Source organism: Pauljensenia sp. 20925_1_34, from assembly GCF_041432775.1.
Classification (GTDB): Bacteria; Actinomycetota; Actinomycetes; order Actinomycetales; family Actinomycetaceae; genus Pauljensenia.
Genome location: NZ_JAPWAG010000003.1, coordinates 155,573 through 172,500 on the forward strand (window position 1 = coordinate 155,573; position 16,928 = coordinate 172,500).

Consider the following 16,928-nt stretch of genomic DNA (forward strand, 5'->3'; position numbering starts at 1 on the left):
AGGTCACCGCCCTCTCGCTCGTGCGCATCCGCCGCGCGGGCCTTGACGAGGCCGTGGCCGACTTCAGCGGCGACGAGTGAGTCTGCGGTCCTGACGCATACGTCGATTGAGGGGCGGAGCCGACCGGCTCCGCCCACGCCACGAAACCAGCGTGCCCGGCTCGGAAAGGAGCGCTCACGGGCGTGCGGGTTAGTCCCTCGGCATCGGGTGCACGCCAGCGCCGGGCACCGGAGGCTGGGTCCACAGGCCTCGCGCGTCCAGGAAGTCGCGCACAAAGGCGGGTCGGTCGGTGATGATGCCGTCGACGCCGACCTCGAGGAGGCGCAGCACGTCGGCCACGGTGTTGATGGTCCACACGTGGACCGCCAGGCCCAGGGTGTGGGCGGTGGCGACGAAACGCTCGTCGACGACGCGGATCGGGCCCTGCTGCATGGGCACCTGCGCGGCGATGGCCCCCTGGCGCGGGCCGGGCACGTGCCACCAGGCGGGGTTCGTGGCGCTCTTCGCGGCGCCCACCAGGCGCACGACGGCCTCGGTGCCCAGAGACGTGGCGACGGCGCGGGCGGGATCCGAGGCGGCGATGTCGCGCACGGCGCGCAGGCGAGGCTCAGAGAAGGAGGCCACGAGCACGCGGTCGGCCGCGTCGTGGTCGGCGATGACGTCGAGGAGGGGGCCTTCGACGCCCGGCTCCTTCGCGTCGATGTTGAAGTACATGTCCGGGAACGCTTCGAGGACCTGGGCGAGCAGCGGCATCTGCTCCCCGGAGTCGCGGTGGCGCAGCTTGGACAGCTCGCGCCACGTCATCTCGGAGATCGCGCCGACGCCGTCGTAGCAGCGGTCCACGGTCTCGTCGTGGCACATGACGACTGTGCCGTCGGCGGTGACGTGGGCGTCGGTCTCCACGTGGCGGATCCCGGCCTCGTAGGCGTAGGCGAAGGCGCTCATCGTGTTCTCGGGGGCTTCCTCGCCGCCGCCACGGTGGGCGAAGACGATGGGCCCCTGACGCATGGTGACGGGCATCATGAGCAGGGCTCCTGTCCAAGGTAAATGGCCTTGTGTTCGGCCATCCAGGGTTCCGGGTCCACGGGAGTGTCGGAGGCGTCGTGGATTTCGAAGTGCAGGTGGGGGCCGGTCGACCAGCCGTTGTTGCCGACGGCGCCGATCACCTGGCCGGCGGTGACGGTGTCGCCGAGCTTGACCGTAATTTTGTTCATGTACTGGTGTAGGTAGGCCGAATGGAAGACGGTACCGTCAGGCAATGTGTGTTTGATCTGCACGTAGGCACCCGAGTGCGAGTTTTCGGCGAGTTCCTCGACAACGCCGCCGTAAACAGCGGTGATGGGCGTGTCCATGGGTGCCGCCATGTCAATACCCTCGTGGGCCAGGAGCTGACCAGAAACAGGCGAGATACGCATCGTGAAGGGCGACGTAATCGTGTAGGATCCCTCGGCCAGAGGCCAGTACACCGTGTCGGCGACGACCTTGACGTTGCGGTTGCCGTCGGCGCCGACGCCGGCCGCGCAGCCGGTGACCGCGACAGGCGCCTTGGCCTTCGCACGCGAGTCCGCGGTCAGGGTCGCGTCCAGGGCGATTGCTTCGGGCAGGACCTGGGAGGAGGCCCAGCTGCCGCGTCCCGTGGTCCAGCCGAAGGAGCGCGCGGGAACTGTCAGGGAGGAGTCGGATCCGACGCGGCCCGTCATCGGGACGGCGATGGTTGACCCCGCCAGGCCCACGATCAGGAGGGCGCGCAGCAGGTAGCCGACGGGGTGAACGTTTCGGCGCGGCTTCTGCACCTTCGGCACCTGCACATTTTCGGTGGTCTCCGTGACCTCCTCGTATTCCTCGTACTCCTCGCCGTCGTAGCCGGTGTAGGCGTCGTCCAGATCGTCGTAGTCGTCGTAGTCGGCGTCCGAATAGTCGAGGTCGGGTTCGGTCACGAGTTCGACAGACGGGGGCAGGGACATCGGAGCGAGCGTCGGCGAGGCCGTGGCGCGCGCGGGCGGAGTCGTCGGAGGGAGCGGGGGCGGAGCCACGTCCTGCGGAATCTCCGCGGTGATGGGCCGAGACGATTCGGCCTCCTGAGATCGCGCGGCGCGCAGCTGCGACCGCTTGGGCAGCGGGCACTCCATGTCGCTCACGCTTACTCCCCTCTCGTTTCCTGATCGTTCCACTCTAGCAACGCTCGCTGTCAACGCGCATCCGGCGGCCTATTCATGGCCGTTGGAGGACATCGCGAACCTCACCGACCAGCAGCTCGAGGATATCCTCCAGGAAGAGGATACCGACGACTTGCCCGTCGTCGCGCACGAGCGCGCAGTGAACGCCGGTGCGCTGCATATGGCGTAGTGCGTCTTCGACCTGGTCGCCCGACGAGACGGCCTCCAGGCGGCGAATACGCCACGGGGTGATCGGCTGGGTGCGTTCCTCGCCGGAGGCGTAGAGGACGTCCTTGAGGTGAACGTAGCCGACGATGGCCCCGTCCTGGTCGGCGATCGGGAAGCGCGAGTATCCCGTGTGGGCGACCCGTTCCTCCACGTCGGCGGGCGTGGCCCCATCGGGAAGAGTCACCAGGTCCGCCAGCGGGACCATCGCCGACCCGGCAGTCTCCTCGGAGAACTCCAAAGTGCCACTGAGCAGACCAAGCTCGTCGGTCAGCACGCCTTCCTCCTGCGAGGCGACGACGATCGATGCGACCTCTTCGACCGTGTACGAGGCCGAGATTTCCGAGCGCGGCTCGTAACCGGACAGGCGGACGAACCAGTTCGCGAAACGGTCCATGGCCTCGATAATCGGGCGCAGGAGGCGGCCCAGGCGCACAAGGACGGGCGCGAGAATGAGCAGCATCCGCACGGGGGCGGCAATCGAGATGTTCTTGGGAACCATCTCGCCGAAGACGACGTGGCAGAACAGCACGATGATGAGGGCCGCCGCGAATCCGACGACGTGGCTGGTGGCCTCGGGAGCGCCCAGGCGCTCCAGCGGGGATTCCACGAGGTGAGCGATCGCGGGTTCGGCGACGACGCCCAGCGTCGTGGACGCGACCGTGACGCCCAACTGGCAGATGGCGAGCATGAGGGAGACGTGTTGCAGCGCGTAGAGCGCATCCTTGGCGCCGCGCGCTCCCCCGTCAGCCAGCGGCTCAACCTGGGATCGGCGCGTCGAGGTGACCGCGAACTCGCCGGCCACGAAGAAGGCGTTGATCGCAAGCAGCGCGACGGTGATTGCCAGGCCCATGCCGGTGCTCATTCGTCGTCCTCCGTCTCGTCGGCGGGCGCGGGAGTGATAGCAACCTGCGCGACCCTGCGCCCCTGCATCTGAGCGACCTCAATGCCGACGCCGTCAACGACGACATGCGAACCGACGGAGGGAATCTCGCCCAGCTCGTTCATGACGAGGCCTCCGATCGTGTCGTAGGGGCCATCCTCGGGCAGACAAATGTCGGTGCGGCGCGCCAGCTCGTCGGGGCGCAGCGTGCCGGGAACGAGGAACGTCCCGTCGGGTCGCGGGCGGATACCGAGGCGGCGCTGGTCGTGCTCGTCAGAGACTTCGCCAACGATCTCTTCGACGACGTCTTCGAGGGTGACGATGCCGGAAACACCGCCGTATTCGTCGACGACGACGGCCATCTGCAAGCCCTCGTCGCGCAGCTGGACCATCAGCGGGCCGATCGGCACGGTCTCGGGAACGGTGGGCGCGTCGGTCATGAGGGAGGAAGAGATGACGGGAACCTCGGCGCGGCGTTCGACGGGCACGGCGACCGCGCGGCGCAGGGAGACCAGGCCGAGGATGTCGTCGGAGTCGTCGCCGATCACCGGGAAGCGGGAGTGGCCGGTCTCGCGGGCCAGGTCGAGGACGTCCTGGGCGCTGTCGCCCTCCCCGAGGGTGTGAAGCCGTCCGCGGTCGGTCATGACGTCGGCGGCGCTGAGCGTGGACATGCGGATCGTGTTGACGAACAGGTCGGCCGTCGACATGTCGAAGGTGCCTTCTTCGACGGAGTGCTCAACGAGGGCGGTCAGCTCGGAAGCCGAGCGCGCCGACGAGATTTCCTCCTGCGGCTCAATGCCCATGCGGGCAAGTACCCAGTTCGCGGCGCCGCCGAGCACCCAGATGACGGGGCGGGCGACGGCGGTGAAGGCCATCTGGAAGGGCACGACGCGCACGGCCGTGGCCATCGGGTGAGCCAGCGCCAGGTTCTTGGGCACAAGTTCACCAAAGAGCATCGAGAACACATTGATGAACGTGGCGGCCGCGAAGGCGGCGATGCCGGTCGCCAGGCCCCACGCGAGCCCGGCGGCACCGAGCCAGCCTTCCAGCAGCTCGGCCAGGGCGGACTGGGTCGTGTAGCCCAGCAGGATCGTCGTCAGGGTAATGCCGACCTGGGCGCCCGAGAGCTGGGTCGACAGGGTGCGAGTCGCTCGCAGCACCGAAGCGGCACCGCGGTCTCCTTCCTCGGCGTGCTTGTCAAGGACAGCCTGATCGACCGCAACAAGGGAGAACTCGGCGGAGACGAACACGAAGGTCCCGGCGGTCAAGACGACGCCAAGCAGGAGCATGAGAGCGGTCGTCAACGCTGCCCCCTATCGACGAGGCCGGGGCGGGCCGGGCGCATACGCGCAGGCAGGGGGCGGGAAAGAGCGGCGGGAGAGCCAGCAGAGTCGCAGTCCATGATGCATCCAGTTTAGCGGGCAACGACCTTCGACCCAGCGCGCACTTCCACACATCGCGATGCTGTGCCAATACTCTCCCTATACCGGACCAAAGGCCCTTGAAATGATCACCAAGTGTCGCCCAGGTCTCGTGAAGGTGGTCACGCGGCGGTAGAATCTGTCCGGTACGGTCGCCGCGCAACAAGCCCATGCACGCGGCGTGAGTCAAACGGAGGAAGACGTGCCCACTCACACAGTTTCCCAGCCCGATCCGCAGTGGTACCTCGCGAAGATGCGCGACCTGTACGAGCGTGATCCGCAGCTGCTCGACCCCTCGTGGCGCGCCTATTTCGCGACCGAATCCGCTCCCCCGCAGCTGCGCGCCACCCGCCCCGCCATCCCCGAGGCCATTCCCGGCGCGCTCGAGGGGAGCGAACCCACCCAGGCCACCCAGGCCTCGGCAACGGAGGCCGCCCCCGAGGTGCCCGTGAGCGTCACCCCGCCCACCCTCGACATTGAGGAGGAGGAAACGAAGGCGGCTCGCGTAGCCACCCCCGTCGTCTCCGTGACCCGCTCCGACCTGCCCCCCGCCCCGCCCGCCGCGGTGGCCGAGGCCACCAGCCCCTACACGCGCCTGGCACACGGACGTGCCGCCTTCACCCGCTCCCACCGAGCACCCGTCCAGGACGAGCTGCGTGTCCTGAAGTCCGCCGCACGCGCGACCGCCAAGCACATGGAGGCCTCGCTCTCTATCCCCACGGCCACCTCCCAGCGTCAAATCCCCGCCAAGCTCCTCATCGAAAACCGCGCCCTGATCAACGCCCACCTGGCGCGCACCGTCGGCGGCAAAGTCTCCTTCACGCACCTCATCGGCTACGCCCTGGTCGAGGCGCTGTGCGAAATGCCCGACCTGAACGTGCGCTACACGCTTGAGGGCACCAAGCCGGCCATCGAACAGCTCGCGCACATCGGCTTCGGCCTGGCCATCGACGTGGCCGACGCGCAGGGGAACCACTCCCTGAAGGTTCCCGTCATCCACGACGCCGACACCCTGACCTTCTCCGAGTTCGTCGACGCCTACCAGGACCTGGTCTCCCGCGCCCGCACGGCCACGCTGACGACCGCCGACTTCCAGGGCGCCTCCGTCACCCTGACCAACCCCGGCACGCTGGGCACGACCACCTCGGTGCCGCGCCTGATGGTCGGCCAGGGCCTCATCATTGGCGTGGGCGCCACCGACTACCCCGCGGAGTTCCGCGGCGTCTCCCCCAAGCGCCTGGCGTCCCTGGGCATCGGCAAGACGATGTACTTCTCCTCCACCTACGATCACCGCATCATCCAGGGCGCGGCGTCGGGCCGTCTCCTGGGCCTGATCGACGCCAAGCTGTCGGGCCGCGACGGCTTCTACGAGCGCGTCTTCACCTCCCTGCACGTGCCCACGCGCCCCTACTCGTGGGAGGCCGACTACGAATACGACCCAGATCGCGAGAAGGGCAAGCCCGCCCGCATCACGGAGATCATCCACGCCTACCGCTCGCGCGGACACCTGGCTGCCGACACCGACCCACTCGCCTACCGCGTACGCCGCCACCCCGACCTGAACATCGCCTCCTACGGCCTGAGCGTGTGGGACCTGGACCGTCCCTTCCCCACCGGCGGCTTCGGCGGCTCCGACCAGATGCTGCTGCGCGACATCCTCACGCGCCTGCACGACACCTACACGCGCACGGTCGGCATCGAATACATGCACATCCAGGACCCCGAGCAGCGCGCGTGGGTCCAGGAACGCATCGAGGGCCCCTACGAGGCCCCCTCCCCCGAGGCGCAGCGCCACATCCTGGGCACCCTCATCCGCGCCGAGGCCTTCGAGGAGTTCCTCCAGACGAAGTTCATGGGCCAAAAGCGCTTCTCGCTGGAGGGCGGCGAGTCCCTGATCCCGCTGCTCGACCACATCCTGGCCGACTCGGCGCGCGCCGGTATCCACGAGGTCGCCATCGGCATGGCGCACCGCGGCCGCCTCAACGTGCTGGCCAACATCGCGGGCAAGTCGTATGCGCAGATCTTCGACGAGTTCGAGGGCAACTACATGCCCAACTCCGTCCAGGGCTCCGGCGACGTCAAGTACCACCTGGGCACGTGGGGCGTGTACTCCCTCGACGACGGTCTGGCCACCAAGGTCTACATGGCGGCCAACCCCTCCCACCTGGAGGCCGCGGACGGTGTCCTGGAGGGCATCGTGCGCGCCAAGCAGGAGGCCCTGGGCGACCCGGACCTGCCGATCATCCCGATCCTCATCCACGGCGACGCGGCCTTCATCGGCCAGGGCGTCGTCCAGGAGACCTTCAACCTCTCCCAGCTTGAGGGCTACAAGACCGGCGGCACGATCCACGTCATCGTCAACAACCAGATCGGTTTTACAACCGGTCCAACCCAGGGCCGCTCGACCGGCTACGCGACCGACCTGGCCAAGGGCCTTCAGGTCCCGATCCTGCACGTGAACGCGGACGACCCCGAGGCCGTCATCCGCTGCGCGCACCTGGCCTTCGCGTACCGCAACGCCTTCCACAAGGACGTCATCATCGACATGGTGTGCTACCGCCGCCGCGGACACAACGAGGGCGACGACCCGTCGATGACCCAGCCGGTCATGTACTCCCTCATCGACCGCATCCCCTCCACGCGCGCGGTGTACATCCGTGGCCTCGTGGGTCGCGGTCAGCTCACCGAGGACGAGGCCCGCCTCTCCATCGCCCAATACGAGGCGGAACTGGGGCGCATCCTGGAGGAGACCCGCGCGGGCGGAGCCTCGTCGGTGTCCGAGATCAACCCCGGCAGCCGCACGCACGACCCCGCACTGACGGCCGGCGTGGGCGAGGCCGGGGAGTCCCGCGACGAGGAATGGACCATGCCCGAGTCCCAGCTGCCCGGCACCGGCATGATGATCGGGTGGACCTCCGCCGTGCCTGCCAAGCAGCTGCGCCGCATCGGCCGCGCCCACGTGCGCTTCCCCGAGGGCTTCGAGCCCCACCCCAAGCTGCGTCAGCTGTGCGAGCGCCGCCTGGAGATGGCGCTGGGCAACAAGCCCGTCGACTGGGGATTTGCGGAGCTCCTGGCCTTCGGCACGCTCCTCATGGAGGGCACCGGCGTTCGCCTGTCCGGCGAGGACGTCGCGCGCGCAACCTTCGTCCAGCGCCACGCGGTCCTGCACGACGCCGACGACGGCCGTGAGTTCACGCCGCTGCGCTTCCTCACCGAGCACCAGGCGCGCTTCGACGTGTGGAACTCCCCGCTCAGTGAGTACGGCGTGCTGGCCTTCGACTACGGCTACTCGCTGGAAAGCCCCGAGACACTGACGATCTGGGAGGCTCAGTTCGGCGACTTCGCCAACGGCGCGCAGACCGTCATTGACGAGTTCGTGTGCTCGGCGGAGCAGAAGTGGGGACAGCGTTCCTCGCTGGTCATGCTCCTGCCCCACGGCTACGAGGGCCAGGGACCCGACCACTCGAGCGCCCGCATCGAGCGTTACCTGCAGCTGGCCGCGCAGGACAACATGTGGATCGTCCAGCCCTCCACCCCGGCGAACTACTTCCACACGCTGCGTACGCAGGCCTACAAGCGCCCACGCAAGCCGCTCATCGCGTTCACTCCCAAGCAGCTGCTGCGCCTGTCGGCAGCGTCCTCGCACATCGACGAGTTCACCTCGGGCAGCTTCCAGCCCGTCATCGGCGACGCGTCGATCACGGACCCCGCAGCCGTGACCCGCGTCCTGCTGTGCTCGGGACGCCTGTACTACGACCTCGCCAAGGAACGTGAGCGTCGCGGCGACACCTCGACGGCGATCATCCGCCTGGAGCAGTTCTACCCGCTGCCCGAGGCCGAGGTGGCGGCCGCGCTCGCCCAGTACCCGAACGCGTCGGTGACGTGGGCGCAGGACGAACCGCGTAACCAGGGCGCGCTGCCATTCCTGGCGCTCAACCTGTTCCCGTCGCTGGGACGCCCGGTCCGCATGGTCTCGCGCCCCGAGTCGGCGACGACCGCAGCTGGACGTGCCTCGCTTCACAAGGAGCAAGCAGCTACCCTTATTGCGCAGGCCTTCGAAGGCTAGCGACCTCCCTGCGCGTGCCCGGTGTTCCGGGCGCGCGCAGGCACACCTGGAAAGGACCCCCAATGCGCATCTGCTTTATCGGCGACGAGCTCGTCGCGGGCGTCGGAGACCCCCGAGGCCTGGGCTGGGTTGGCCGCGTCAACGCCCACTCGACCTTCGACTTGCCCGCCACTTTCCTCACGCTGGCGGTCCCCTCCGAAACGACCAAGCAGATGGCCGCGCGTTGGGAGGCCGAGGTCCTGCCACGCCTGGCCGACGGAGAGCCCCACGGCCTCGTCATCGGGATTGGCCCCGGCGACGTTCCCGCCGGTATTTCCACCGCGCGCTCGCGCCTGAACCTCGCCAACATCACGGACCGCGCGACCTCTCTGGGTATCCCCAGCTTCGTCGTGGGTCCTCCTCCCCTGGCCGGGGTCGATTCGGGGGCTCTCAAAGCCCTGGCTTCCTCCTGCTCCGAGGTGTGCGCGCGCCGCGGCATCCCCTTCGTCGACTGCTACACGCCGCTGGTCGCCCACGACCAGTGGTTCGAGGACATGGCCGCCTCCATGGCGCGCGGCGCCGACGGCCAGACCCTGCCCGGCCAGGCCGGTTACGCCCTGATGGCCTGGATCGTCCAGCACCAGGGCTGGTACGAGTGGACGGGCGCGACGCCAACGGACGTTTGAGTGTCGGCGGGAGAGACGCGCGTATCCACGTCAATCGAGCAACCCCCCGCCTCGTCTCGCTCCCCCACCACATAGATCGACCCCATCAACGCTTCCCCGCCCTCCCCTTCCTCCAGCTCTTCTGTCCCCACGAGTCTGGGATCGCTCTTCCTCACGGGTTCCTCGCGGGGGATGTCGACCCGCGATAAGCTCTTCGCTTTCCTCGTTCTCGGCGTCATGAGCGCGGCGGCCGTCGGCCTCGTCATTGCCGTCACCTGCGCTGCCCGTTCCGGCGCCGTATCCCTCACCGTTGAGGTCGACAGCCACAGCTGGGTGATCATCGACGCGACAGTAGCCAAGGCCGTGAACGGGTAACCGCGAGCGCGCCGCCCGCGCGTTGGCCGCATGGTGTTCCACCCATAGCCTCACAGATGTCCATGCGGGCTGAATCCGTCGTTGCGCCTGTCGGCGCACCGCGCAGCGCGGTCTCCACGCCAGCACGTGCCCCGCGCGCCAGAGCAGATAGCTATAGTTGCCGTGGAGTATTCCTCCGCGCGCGCCCGCCACGGCGCGAGAACTCAATTGCCCACCCACATCGACACCAACCACGCCAGCGAGACACCATGAGCAACCAATACCCCCACGGTTATCCTCCGCAGCGCCCCTTCCCAGGCCAAGCCCCGACGCAGCCGCCGCCCGGACAATACCCGGGCGGCATGTACCCCCAGCGTCCCTTCCCGGGCCAGGGTCCCGGCGCTCCGCATGGACGCAACAACATGGGCCGTCCGGTCATAAACACGAACTACACGACGGCGCTCAACGCTCTGAAGGTCCTCGCGACCATCGGTGTCATCGCCTATTTTGTGCTGAGCAATTTCTACGATATGGGCGACATCAAGCTCCAGTGGCAAAGCATCGCGAGCGCCGTAGGCACCATCAGTATGCTCATCTGTGCGGTCATCATCGTCGTGACGGCTCACCGTATGAACCGAGCGAAGCGCTCCGGCGACAGGACGAACATGCGTAAGCCAATCGTCTCGCTCGTTGTTACCTCCATCCCCGTCCTCATCGTCGGAGCGATGGCGATCATTGGTTCCGTGCAGTCGGTTGCGGACACGATCGAAGGAACAGAGACCGTCACCGTCAAGTCGTGCAGCTACAGTGAGGTCAGGACGCGCTCGCGGCGGAGCGGCACCTCTACGTCCTACAGTTTCAAGCTCACCCTTACCGACGGTTCGAAGCACACGACTCGCTTAAGCGGCGCCTCCAAGGCGACCAGTGTCTACAGCGCCCTCTACGAAGCGTGCGCTGACAAGAAGGGGACCTCGTCTCTGAAACTCGAGGTCTATCGCCACAGCTGGATCATCGTCGACGCACGAGTGGAATGAGCGACACGTGACTAAGCAGAAAGCCACCAGGCGCGAGGAGTTCCTCCTCTGCGCAATCATGATCGCTTTCTTGACCCTCAATATCGTCCTAGGGTCTTTCTTCTCACCTGGCTCATGGTCGCCGACCGTCGTCACCGCAGCGGCCTCCTATCTGATTGTCTTCATCGTGGTCGCTACTTTTGCCGGCATCCGATTCCTGTACAGGGATTGGAAGACCCCGCCGCGGCACGCAGCCGGGCGCCCCTCCCCGGAGGTACCCGCCCACCTCGCCACGCCACCCGCAACACCCACACTCCGCCCAACCACCACAGCCACGCCTCCCAACCACCCCAAGCCGCCCAGCAACTTCGCGAGCATCGACGGAGCCATCACCTTCGCTCAGCAATCCGGTTTCACCATCATCAACCTCTTCAACGAGTACGCGCCGTTGAGCAAATACGGGGACGCCGTCGGCGCGGAAATCCTCTACCTGGCTTTCTCCCACATCGCCGAACTCGACAAGAACGCGTCGCTCACCGTCACCGGCTCGGCGACGGAGGAAGCCCTCACCCTCACCATCAGCGCGCTCACAGATCGCGCCCCCGTCCTGGGTGCGCGGCACATGGGTGAGATCCGCGCCCTCGCGACGAGCGTGGGCGGTAGTGTGGACACAGACACCCAGGCTGCCAGCTGGACCCTCACCGCGCGCCTGCCCGCCGCGGCGGACGCACCCTCCTAGCCCAGGCCTCGCCACACACCCCTCACAGCATAGATCCCCACATGAGCAACCCCAACCAGTTCAACTCCCCGCAGAACCCCTCCGGCCCCGGACAGGTTCCCCCCTTCGATGCCTCCCAGTACCAGTACCCCTCCTACCAGGGCACCGACTCCCAGCAGGCATCCGGATACCAGTATCGGCAGTACGGGCAGCCCTACCAGGCGCCCGCGGGCGCCGCCTCCTACGGGTACGCCCAGCCCGCCCCCTTGCCCGGCGAAGAGGCCACTGCCCCCACCCAACGGAAGAAGCGTTCCCTCGCGACGACCATCCTCACGATCCTGGCCGTCCTAGCCCTCGTCATCTACGCCGTGGTGGGAGGCTCATACGACTTCGGCACGGAACGACTCACCTGGACGGCCGCGGCCAGCGGGATCGGGCTCATCGTCGCCATCGGGTGCCTGGTCAGCATCCCCCGCTCCTTCCGCGAATTGCGGCGAGCCAAGGCCGTCGGCGACATCGCAACCAGCCGCATGCGCGTTCGCGCCCTGTTCTTCACCATCATCATCCTCCCCATCAGCGGCTACTTCTCCGCCACCCTCGGCGTCCCGGCTGCCCAAGACCTCGTGGAAGGCCACCACACCGTCACCGTCACCTCGTGCACCTACGAGCAGGGCTCGCATCGACGGTCGCGTCGACGCGGAGGCGGGCGCACCGTGTACGACAACTACTTCACGATGACCCTCACCGACGGGACGGCGCATACGACAACCATCGAGACAGACCAGCGCACGAGCATCCAGACCATGGGCGGCACCTACGAGGTGCTCTACCAGGCCTGCAACGTGCAATCGGGCAACGCGTCCATGACCCTGGACGTCTACGAGCACAGCTGGATCATCGTCGACGCCCGCCTGAACTGACACACAGACGATCTCGCCCCAGCTTCGTTCCCCCTCCCCTCAGGTCCACCATGAGCAACCAGAACCCGTATCCGTCTGCCTTCGGCCCGTCCGCCTTCGACCCGTCCGCCTCCGCACGCCAGTTCCCTCACCAGGCGCCCGACCCGTGGTCCCCACGCGAGGACGCGCCCTCCAGCGGCGTCCCCCAACCACCGATCACGCGCAACCGGGGCGCATGGGAGGCCAACCCGACCGCCCCGAGCGTGGGCGGGCAGGGAGGCCCCAACGGGCAAGCGCGCCGCACCCAGGCCTCGACGATGGGAAGCTACTACCCGGGCGCATCCCCGACCGGCGCGCCGCGCGAGCCGAAGAAAGAGTCCAAGGGACACTTCTGGCTGTGGGTCATCCTGTCGACGCTGGGCATCCTCATCGCAATGTTCGTGTACTTGATCGGCGAGTCCTTCACCGTCGGCCCGGAAGTGCTTCAGTGGACGCTCATCAAGAGCGGCGTGCTTCTCATCGCTGCGCTCGGGTGCATCGCCCTCGGAGCCGTCGTACACCGCCGCATGCGTGCATCCAGGGCGCAGGGCAACGAGAATGACGCCCTCTCACGACAGCCCGGACTCGTCATGGTTGGCTTTGTGGGACTGCTGCTCGGGTACTTCGCTCTGTCCAACGGGGTGCCCGCCGCCCTCGACCTCGCCGACGGGCCACAGCCATTCACGGTGACATCGTGCACCTACGACCAGTACTCGATAAAGAAATCGTCCTCCCGTGGCGGGAGCACGACCGTGTACGAAAACGAATTCACCATGACCTTCGACGACGGGACCGTCCACACGACGACCATCGAGATGGACAGCGCAGAGGAGATCGAGCATGAGGGCGGCGCGGTGAGAGTCCTCTATCAAGCGTGTCATCTGCGGTCGGGGGCCGCGTCCATGACCGTGGATTACTACACTCGCACGCGGGTCATCGCGGACGCCCGGCTCAACAACTAGGCGCCGCCAAGCAGCGCCCGCAACGCCGGACGGAGGTTTGTCACGCGACGCCGACGCCCCGTCAACACCGGGCCGCCAGTGCGTGGACACGGTGACTACCCCGTGGGCACACGGGTCTATCCTGGCTAGACACACGGCGATCAGGCCGACGCGAGCCCGCGTGCCCGCGCGAGCCGACCATCGCCTCGTCGATACCTCGCCCGAAGGACACACCGGTGACTAACACGAGCGTTCCCCAGCCCAACAAGGAACCCTACTACCCGCCCACGAGGCAGGATTACCGGGATCTCATCGAGCACCACTACCTGATCCGGGCCTTCACGTTCTTTCCGCTCATCATCGTCGCCGTCTCCATGTACATGGCCGCGGACTACGGGCCGCTCCACTTTCTGACGGGCGTCGCCATGAACGTCGGCGTCCTCGCCACCTGCCTGACCGTCCCCCTGGCGATCCCCGTCATGATCCGCGACGCGCGCGAGGCCCGAGAACGCGGGGTCGACAAAGCCATCCCGCGCCGTCGCCTGTGGAAGGTGGCGGGCCGCGTCGCCATCAGCCTCGCCTTCGGAGCGATCAGCGTCGCCTACCTCACTCCCTTCGTGCGCGACGCCACCGACGGCTCACGCAACGTGACCGTCACCAGCTGCACGAACACGGTCGCCCAGAGGCAGCAGCGCAGCGGCAGCCGCGGCCGGACCCGCGTCATCAACTACGAGGTCTACGAGATCACGATGCAGCTCGCCGACGGTTCCACCCGCGTGCAAGACATGCGCCTGCACCCCCGGGACAACGAATCTGCTAGCAGCCAGGCAGTCTACGACGTGCTCTACGAGGCCTGCGTGACCCATGCCGGCACCACCGGCATGACGTTGAAGATCATGCCCCACTCCCGGACCATCCTGGCCGCGCGCCTCAACTGACGACGCGCCCGCCAACGCGACTGTAGCCCGTCAAAGGATCCACATGAGTTCCCAGTATCCCTACCGCAACGTTCCCTCCCAGCCTCCCATCCCCGGCCCGCCCGCCGGTTCCGTGCCGGGCGCCGGTTTCGTGCCGGGCGCCGGTTCCCTGCCGGGCGCCGGTTCCGTGCCGGGCGCCGGTTCCCTGCCGGGGGCCAGTTCGGTGCCGGGCGCCGGTTCCGTGCCGGGGGCCAGTTCCGTGCCGGGCGCCGGTTCCCTGCCGGGGGCCGGTTCGGTGCCGGGGGCGCCCTCGGGGGCTCCCAAGCGCGGTGCCCTCCGGCGTCTGGCCCCCTACTCCATCATCGCGATCCCGGCGGCGTTCGTCGCCACCCACGTCATCATGTCCAACATGGACGCCTACGGCAGCGGCATGCTCACAAGCACCATCCTCCTGTGCTGTGTCGGGCTCGTCATCGTGGTCGGCGGGATCGTCGCGATCGTCTCGTCCCTGGGAGACCTGCGCACCGCGAAACAATCCGGCGACCGCCGCGCCTACAGTAAAGAACGAGACTCCATGGGCTGGACCACGATCGGCGTCCTCATGATCGCGGCGCCTACTTTCTTTTACCTGGTTCCCGCCGCCTGGGACCTGTTCGATGGGTCGCAGACGCGCACGGTCACCTCCTGCAGCTATGACCAAGACATCGTGAGCAGTTACCGGATTCCGCGCAACGACACCAGTTTCAACAATCACTTCCACATGCGTTTCGAGGACGGCACCCGCCACACCTTCTCCATCAGGACGCAAAGCCGAGACATTTCTCGGCTGTCAGGAATCATGCAGCCGCTCTACCAGGCGTGCGTCCTCAACCCGGACAAGACTCCCCTCACCATCGACGTGTACATGCACAGCATGGTCCTGGAGGACGTGCGACTGTCCTGAGGTACGTGGGCGTGCTGGCGGACCTTCCCCCGCACACTGACCGATACTCCCCCGTGCTGGCGGGCGTTGCCCCACGCAGGCGTCGTCCCTCATCGACGAGGCCGTGAAACGCCGCGTGAAACACAGGTCAGCCCTGGGTGAGGATCCACGAGATGAAGCGAGCGCTGCCCCCGTGTGGGTGTGCTGGCGGGCGCTGCCCCGCGCAGGCCTCGTCCCTCATCGACGAGGCCGTGAAACGCCGCGTGAAACACAGGTCAGCCCTGGGTGAGGATCCACGAGATGAAGCGAGCGCTGCGGTCCAGGGCGGCCACGGCCTCGGGAATGATGGGAACACCCAGGACGTACACGTGGAAGCCATCCGGCTCCACGCGCAGGCGCACGTCCACCCCGGCGCGGGCGGCCTTGCGCGCGAACTCGATCACGTCGGGGCCGACGATGTCCGCGTCGCCCTGGAAAATACGCATCGGCGGCAGTCCCGACGGGTCTCCGTACAGGGGGCTGACGCGCCAGTCGGCCGGATCCAGGTCTGCGGCCCACGCGCGGCCCGCCCACGCCGCGCCGGGGACACGCAGAACCCGGTCGCGGCGCTGCACCTCCTCGATGCGCGGATTCGTCATGGTCACGTCCACCCACGGGGCGTACAGGACGAGGCCGTCCACCTGCCGCGCACCCGCGTCGCGTCGCTGCATCGCGAGGGAGAGGGCCAGTCCGCCTCCCGCCGAGTCTCCAAAGAGGATGACGCGGCCGAACTCAGCCTGGGCCTCGTCGATGATGGGCTGGACGACGTCGAACGCGTCAGTCGCGGTGTGCGCGGGAGCAATCGGGTAGTCAGGGATGATGACGGGCAAGCCGGTTCGGTCGATGAGGCCCTCGACGACGCCCCACTGCCCGGCAACCATCGGGTACACGTAGGCTCCGCCATGCAGATAGATGAGCGCGCCGCCCGCGCGCTGGCCCCGCTTCGGGAACACGCGGGTTATGCCTTTGTCGCACGTCGCCGTGAAACGTCCTCGCATGCGTGCAGGCATCGGGGCGGGCTGTGGGGCGTGGAGCGCCATCTGCTCAGTTGCTGTCTCGCTCTGTAGCAACGGAGGCACAAGCCCCATACAGAAGTGAACAACGCGCATCTGGAGGGACATGACGGCCTCTTTCGTCTCGACGAATCAGTGTTGCGCGCGGGACGCACCGGCGCGCCAGCACATACCAGGATACGACTCAGGAGAGGGGTTCTCCTCGTTGCGGACGCTTTGTTGCGTTTGTTGTTCCGTTCAGAGCTACTGGGCGGCGGTGCCAGTGGGCGGCGACGCCAAGCGTCGTCGCGGAGCTGGTCGCCCGTGACGTCCTTCGTCATCCCATCGGTGACGCCCATCCGACGTTTATCAGCGTCCCAATTGGCAGGCCTGCGCTGGTTAGGGAGCAGGACACCAGGGGTCATGGTGGGGGTTTTGCAGCATTAGGAGCCTCCCTTCGGCGTGTCGCCGGCGTGTCGCACCTCTAATGGTGCAATTCCCCCCGTTTGCTGGCGGTGAGGTCGCGGTTCGAGCTGGCGTGGCGCCAGCATCGCAGACCATCTCGGCGAAAGACGTTGACAATGGGGTGAGCTATGAGCTGTCCCGGGTGTTGTGGCTGAGGTGGTCTGCGTTGTGGCCACGACGGCGCCTGGACTTGTGCGTCGCTTGCACGTTCGCCCTAGAGATGTGAGCGCGAAC

Annotated in this window: 14 protein-coding genes; 9 read left to right on the forward strand and 5 right to left on the reverse strand. The window is 67.3% G+C overall.

What is annotated here, in order from left to right; all coding sequences use genetic code 11:
* Positions 1 to 189 precede the first annotated feature (189 nt).
* From O3669_RS02480 to O3669_RS02495, 4 genes are all read right to left on the reverse strand, one after another.
* Positions 190 to 1,023 carry a glycerophosphodiester phosphodiesterase gene (locus O3669_RS02480; RefSeq protein ID WP_315284294.1) on the reverse strand — a complete coding sequence of 278 codons (834 nt, stop codon included), beginning with the start codon at positions 1,021 to 1,023 and terminating at the stop codon, positions 190 to 192.
* The gene (locus O3669_RS02485; RefSeq protein ID WP_314768723.1) at positions 1,020 to 2,129 is read right to left on the reverse strand and encodes a M23 family metallopeptidase; all 1,110 of its coding nucleotides are present in this window, start codon (positions 2,127 to 2,129) and stop codon (positions 1,020 to 1,022) included. The genes O3669_RS02480 and O3669_RS02485 overlap by 4 nt, the downstream gene beginning before the upstream one ends.
* An 82-nt stretch (positions 2,130 to 2,211) precedes the next feature.
* On the reverse strand, positions 2,212 to 3,246 hold the full coding sequence (locus O3669_RS02490; protein ID WP_295921131.1) for a hemolysin family protein: 1,035 nt from the start codon (positions 3,244 to 3,246) through the stop codon (positions 2,212 to 2,214).
* Positions 3,243 to 4,568, reverse strand: coding sequence for a hemolysin family protein (locus O3669_RS02495; RefSeq protein ID WP_295921128.1), 1,326 nt, complete (start codon positions 4,566 to 4,568; stop codon positions 3,243 to 3,245). The genes O3669_RS02490 and O3669_RS02495 overlap by 4 nt, the downstream gene beginning before the upstream one ends.
* 319 nt (positions 4,569 to 4,887) lie before the next feature.
* Between O3669_RS02495 and O3669_RS02500 the strand changes: the two genes are divergently transcribed.
* From O3669_RS02500 to O3669_RS02540, 9 genes are all read left to right on the forward strand, one after another.
* A complete protein-coding gene (locus tag O3669_RS02500; RefSeq protein ID WP_371523515.1) occupies positions 4,888 to 8,751 on the forward strand; it encodes a multifunctional oxoglutarate decarboxylase/oxoglutarate dehydrogenase thiamine pyrophosphate-binding subunit/dihydrolipoyllysine-residue succinyltransferase subunit in 3,864 nt (1,287 codons plus the stop codon).
* Between the two features lie 62 nt (positions 8,752 to 8,813).
* Positions 8,814 to 9,416, forward strand: a complete 603-nt coding sequence (locus tag O3669_RS02505; RefSeq protein ID WP_295968591.1) for a GDSL-type esterase/lipase family protein — start codon at positions 8,814 to 8,816, stop codon at positions 9,414 to 9,416.
* 171 nt (positions 9,417 to 9,587) lie between these two features.
* Positions 9,588 to 9,770 carry a hypothetical protein gene (locus O3669_RS02510; RefSeq protein ID WP_371523516.1) on the forward strand — a complete coding sequence of 61 codons (183 nt, stop codon included), beginning with the start codon at positions 9,588 to 9,590 and terminating at the stop codon, positions 9,768 to 9,770.
* Positions 9,771 to 10,018: 248 nt separating this feature from the next.
* Positions 10,019 to 10,783: a hypothetical protein gene (locus tag O3669_RS02515; RefSeq protein WP_371523517.1), complete on the forward strand. Its 765-nt coding sequence runs from the start codon at positions 10,019 to 10,021 to the stop codon at positions 10,781 to 10,783.
* A gap of 7 nt (positions 10,784 to 10,790) precedes the next feature.
* On the forward strand, positions 10,791 to 11,501 hold the full coding sequence (locus tag O3669_RS02520; RefSeq protein WP_371523518.1) for a hypothetical protein: 711 nt from the start codon (positions 10,791 to 10,793) through the stop codon (positions 11,499 to 11,501).
* Positions 11,502 to 11,542: 41 nt separating this feature from the next.
* Positions 11,543 to 12,400 (forward strand): hypothetical protein, encoded by an 858-nt coding sequence (locus tag O3669_RS02525; RefSeq protein ID WP_371523519.1) that lies wholly within the window; start codon positions 11,543 to 11,545, stop codon positions 12,398 to 12,400.
* Between the two features lie 50 nt (positions 12,401 to 12,450).
* Positions 12,451 to 13,380, forward strand: coding sequence for a hypothetical protein (locus O3669_RS02530; RefSeq protein ID WP_371523520.1), 930 nt, complete (start codon positions 12,451 to 12,453; stop codon positions 13,378 to 13,380).
* Between the two features lie 215 nt (positions 13,381 to 13,595).
* Positions 13,596 to 14,297, forward strand: coding sequence for a hypothetical protein (locus O3669_RS02535; RefSeq protein ID WP_371523521.1), 702 nt, complete (start codon positions 13,596 to 13,598; stop codon positions 14,295 to 14,297).
* A gap of 43 nt (positions 14,298 to 14,340) precedes the next feature.
* Complete coding sequence (locus tag O3669_RS02540; protein WP_371523522.1) at positions 14,341 to 15,219, forward strand: hypothetical protein; 879 nt, start codon at positions 14,341 to 14,343, stop codon at positions 15,217 to 15,219.
* A gap of 254 nt (positions 15,220 to 15,473) precedes the next feature.
* Here the strand turns inward: O3669_RS02540 and O3669_RS02545 are convergent, their stop codons facing one another.
* Positions 15,474 to 16,358, reverse strand: coding sequence for an alpha/beta hydrolase (locus O3669_RS02545; protein WP_371523523.1), 885 nt, complete (start codon positions 16,356 to 16,358; stop codon positions 15,474 to 15,476).
* Between the last annotated feature and the right edge of the window lie 570 nt (positions 16,359 to 16,928).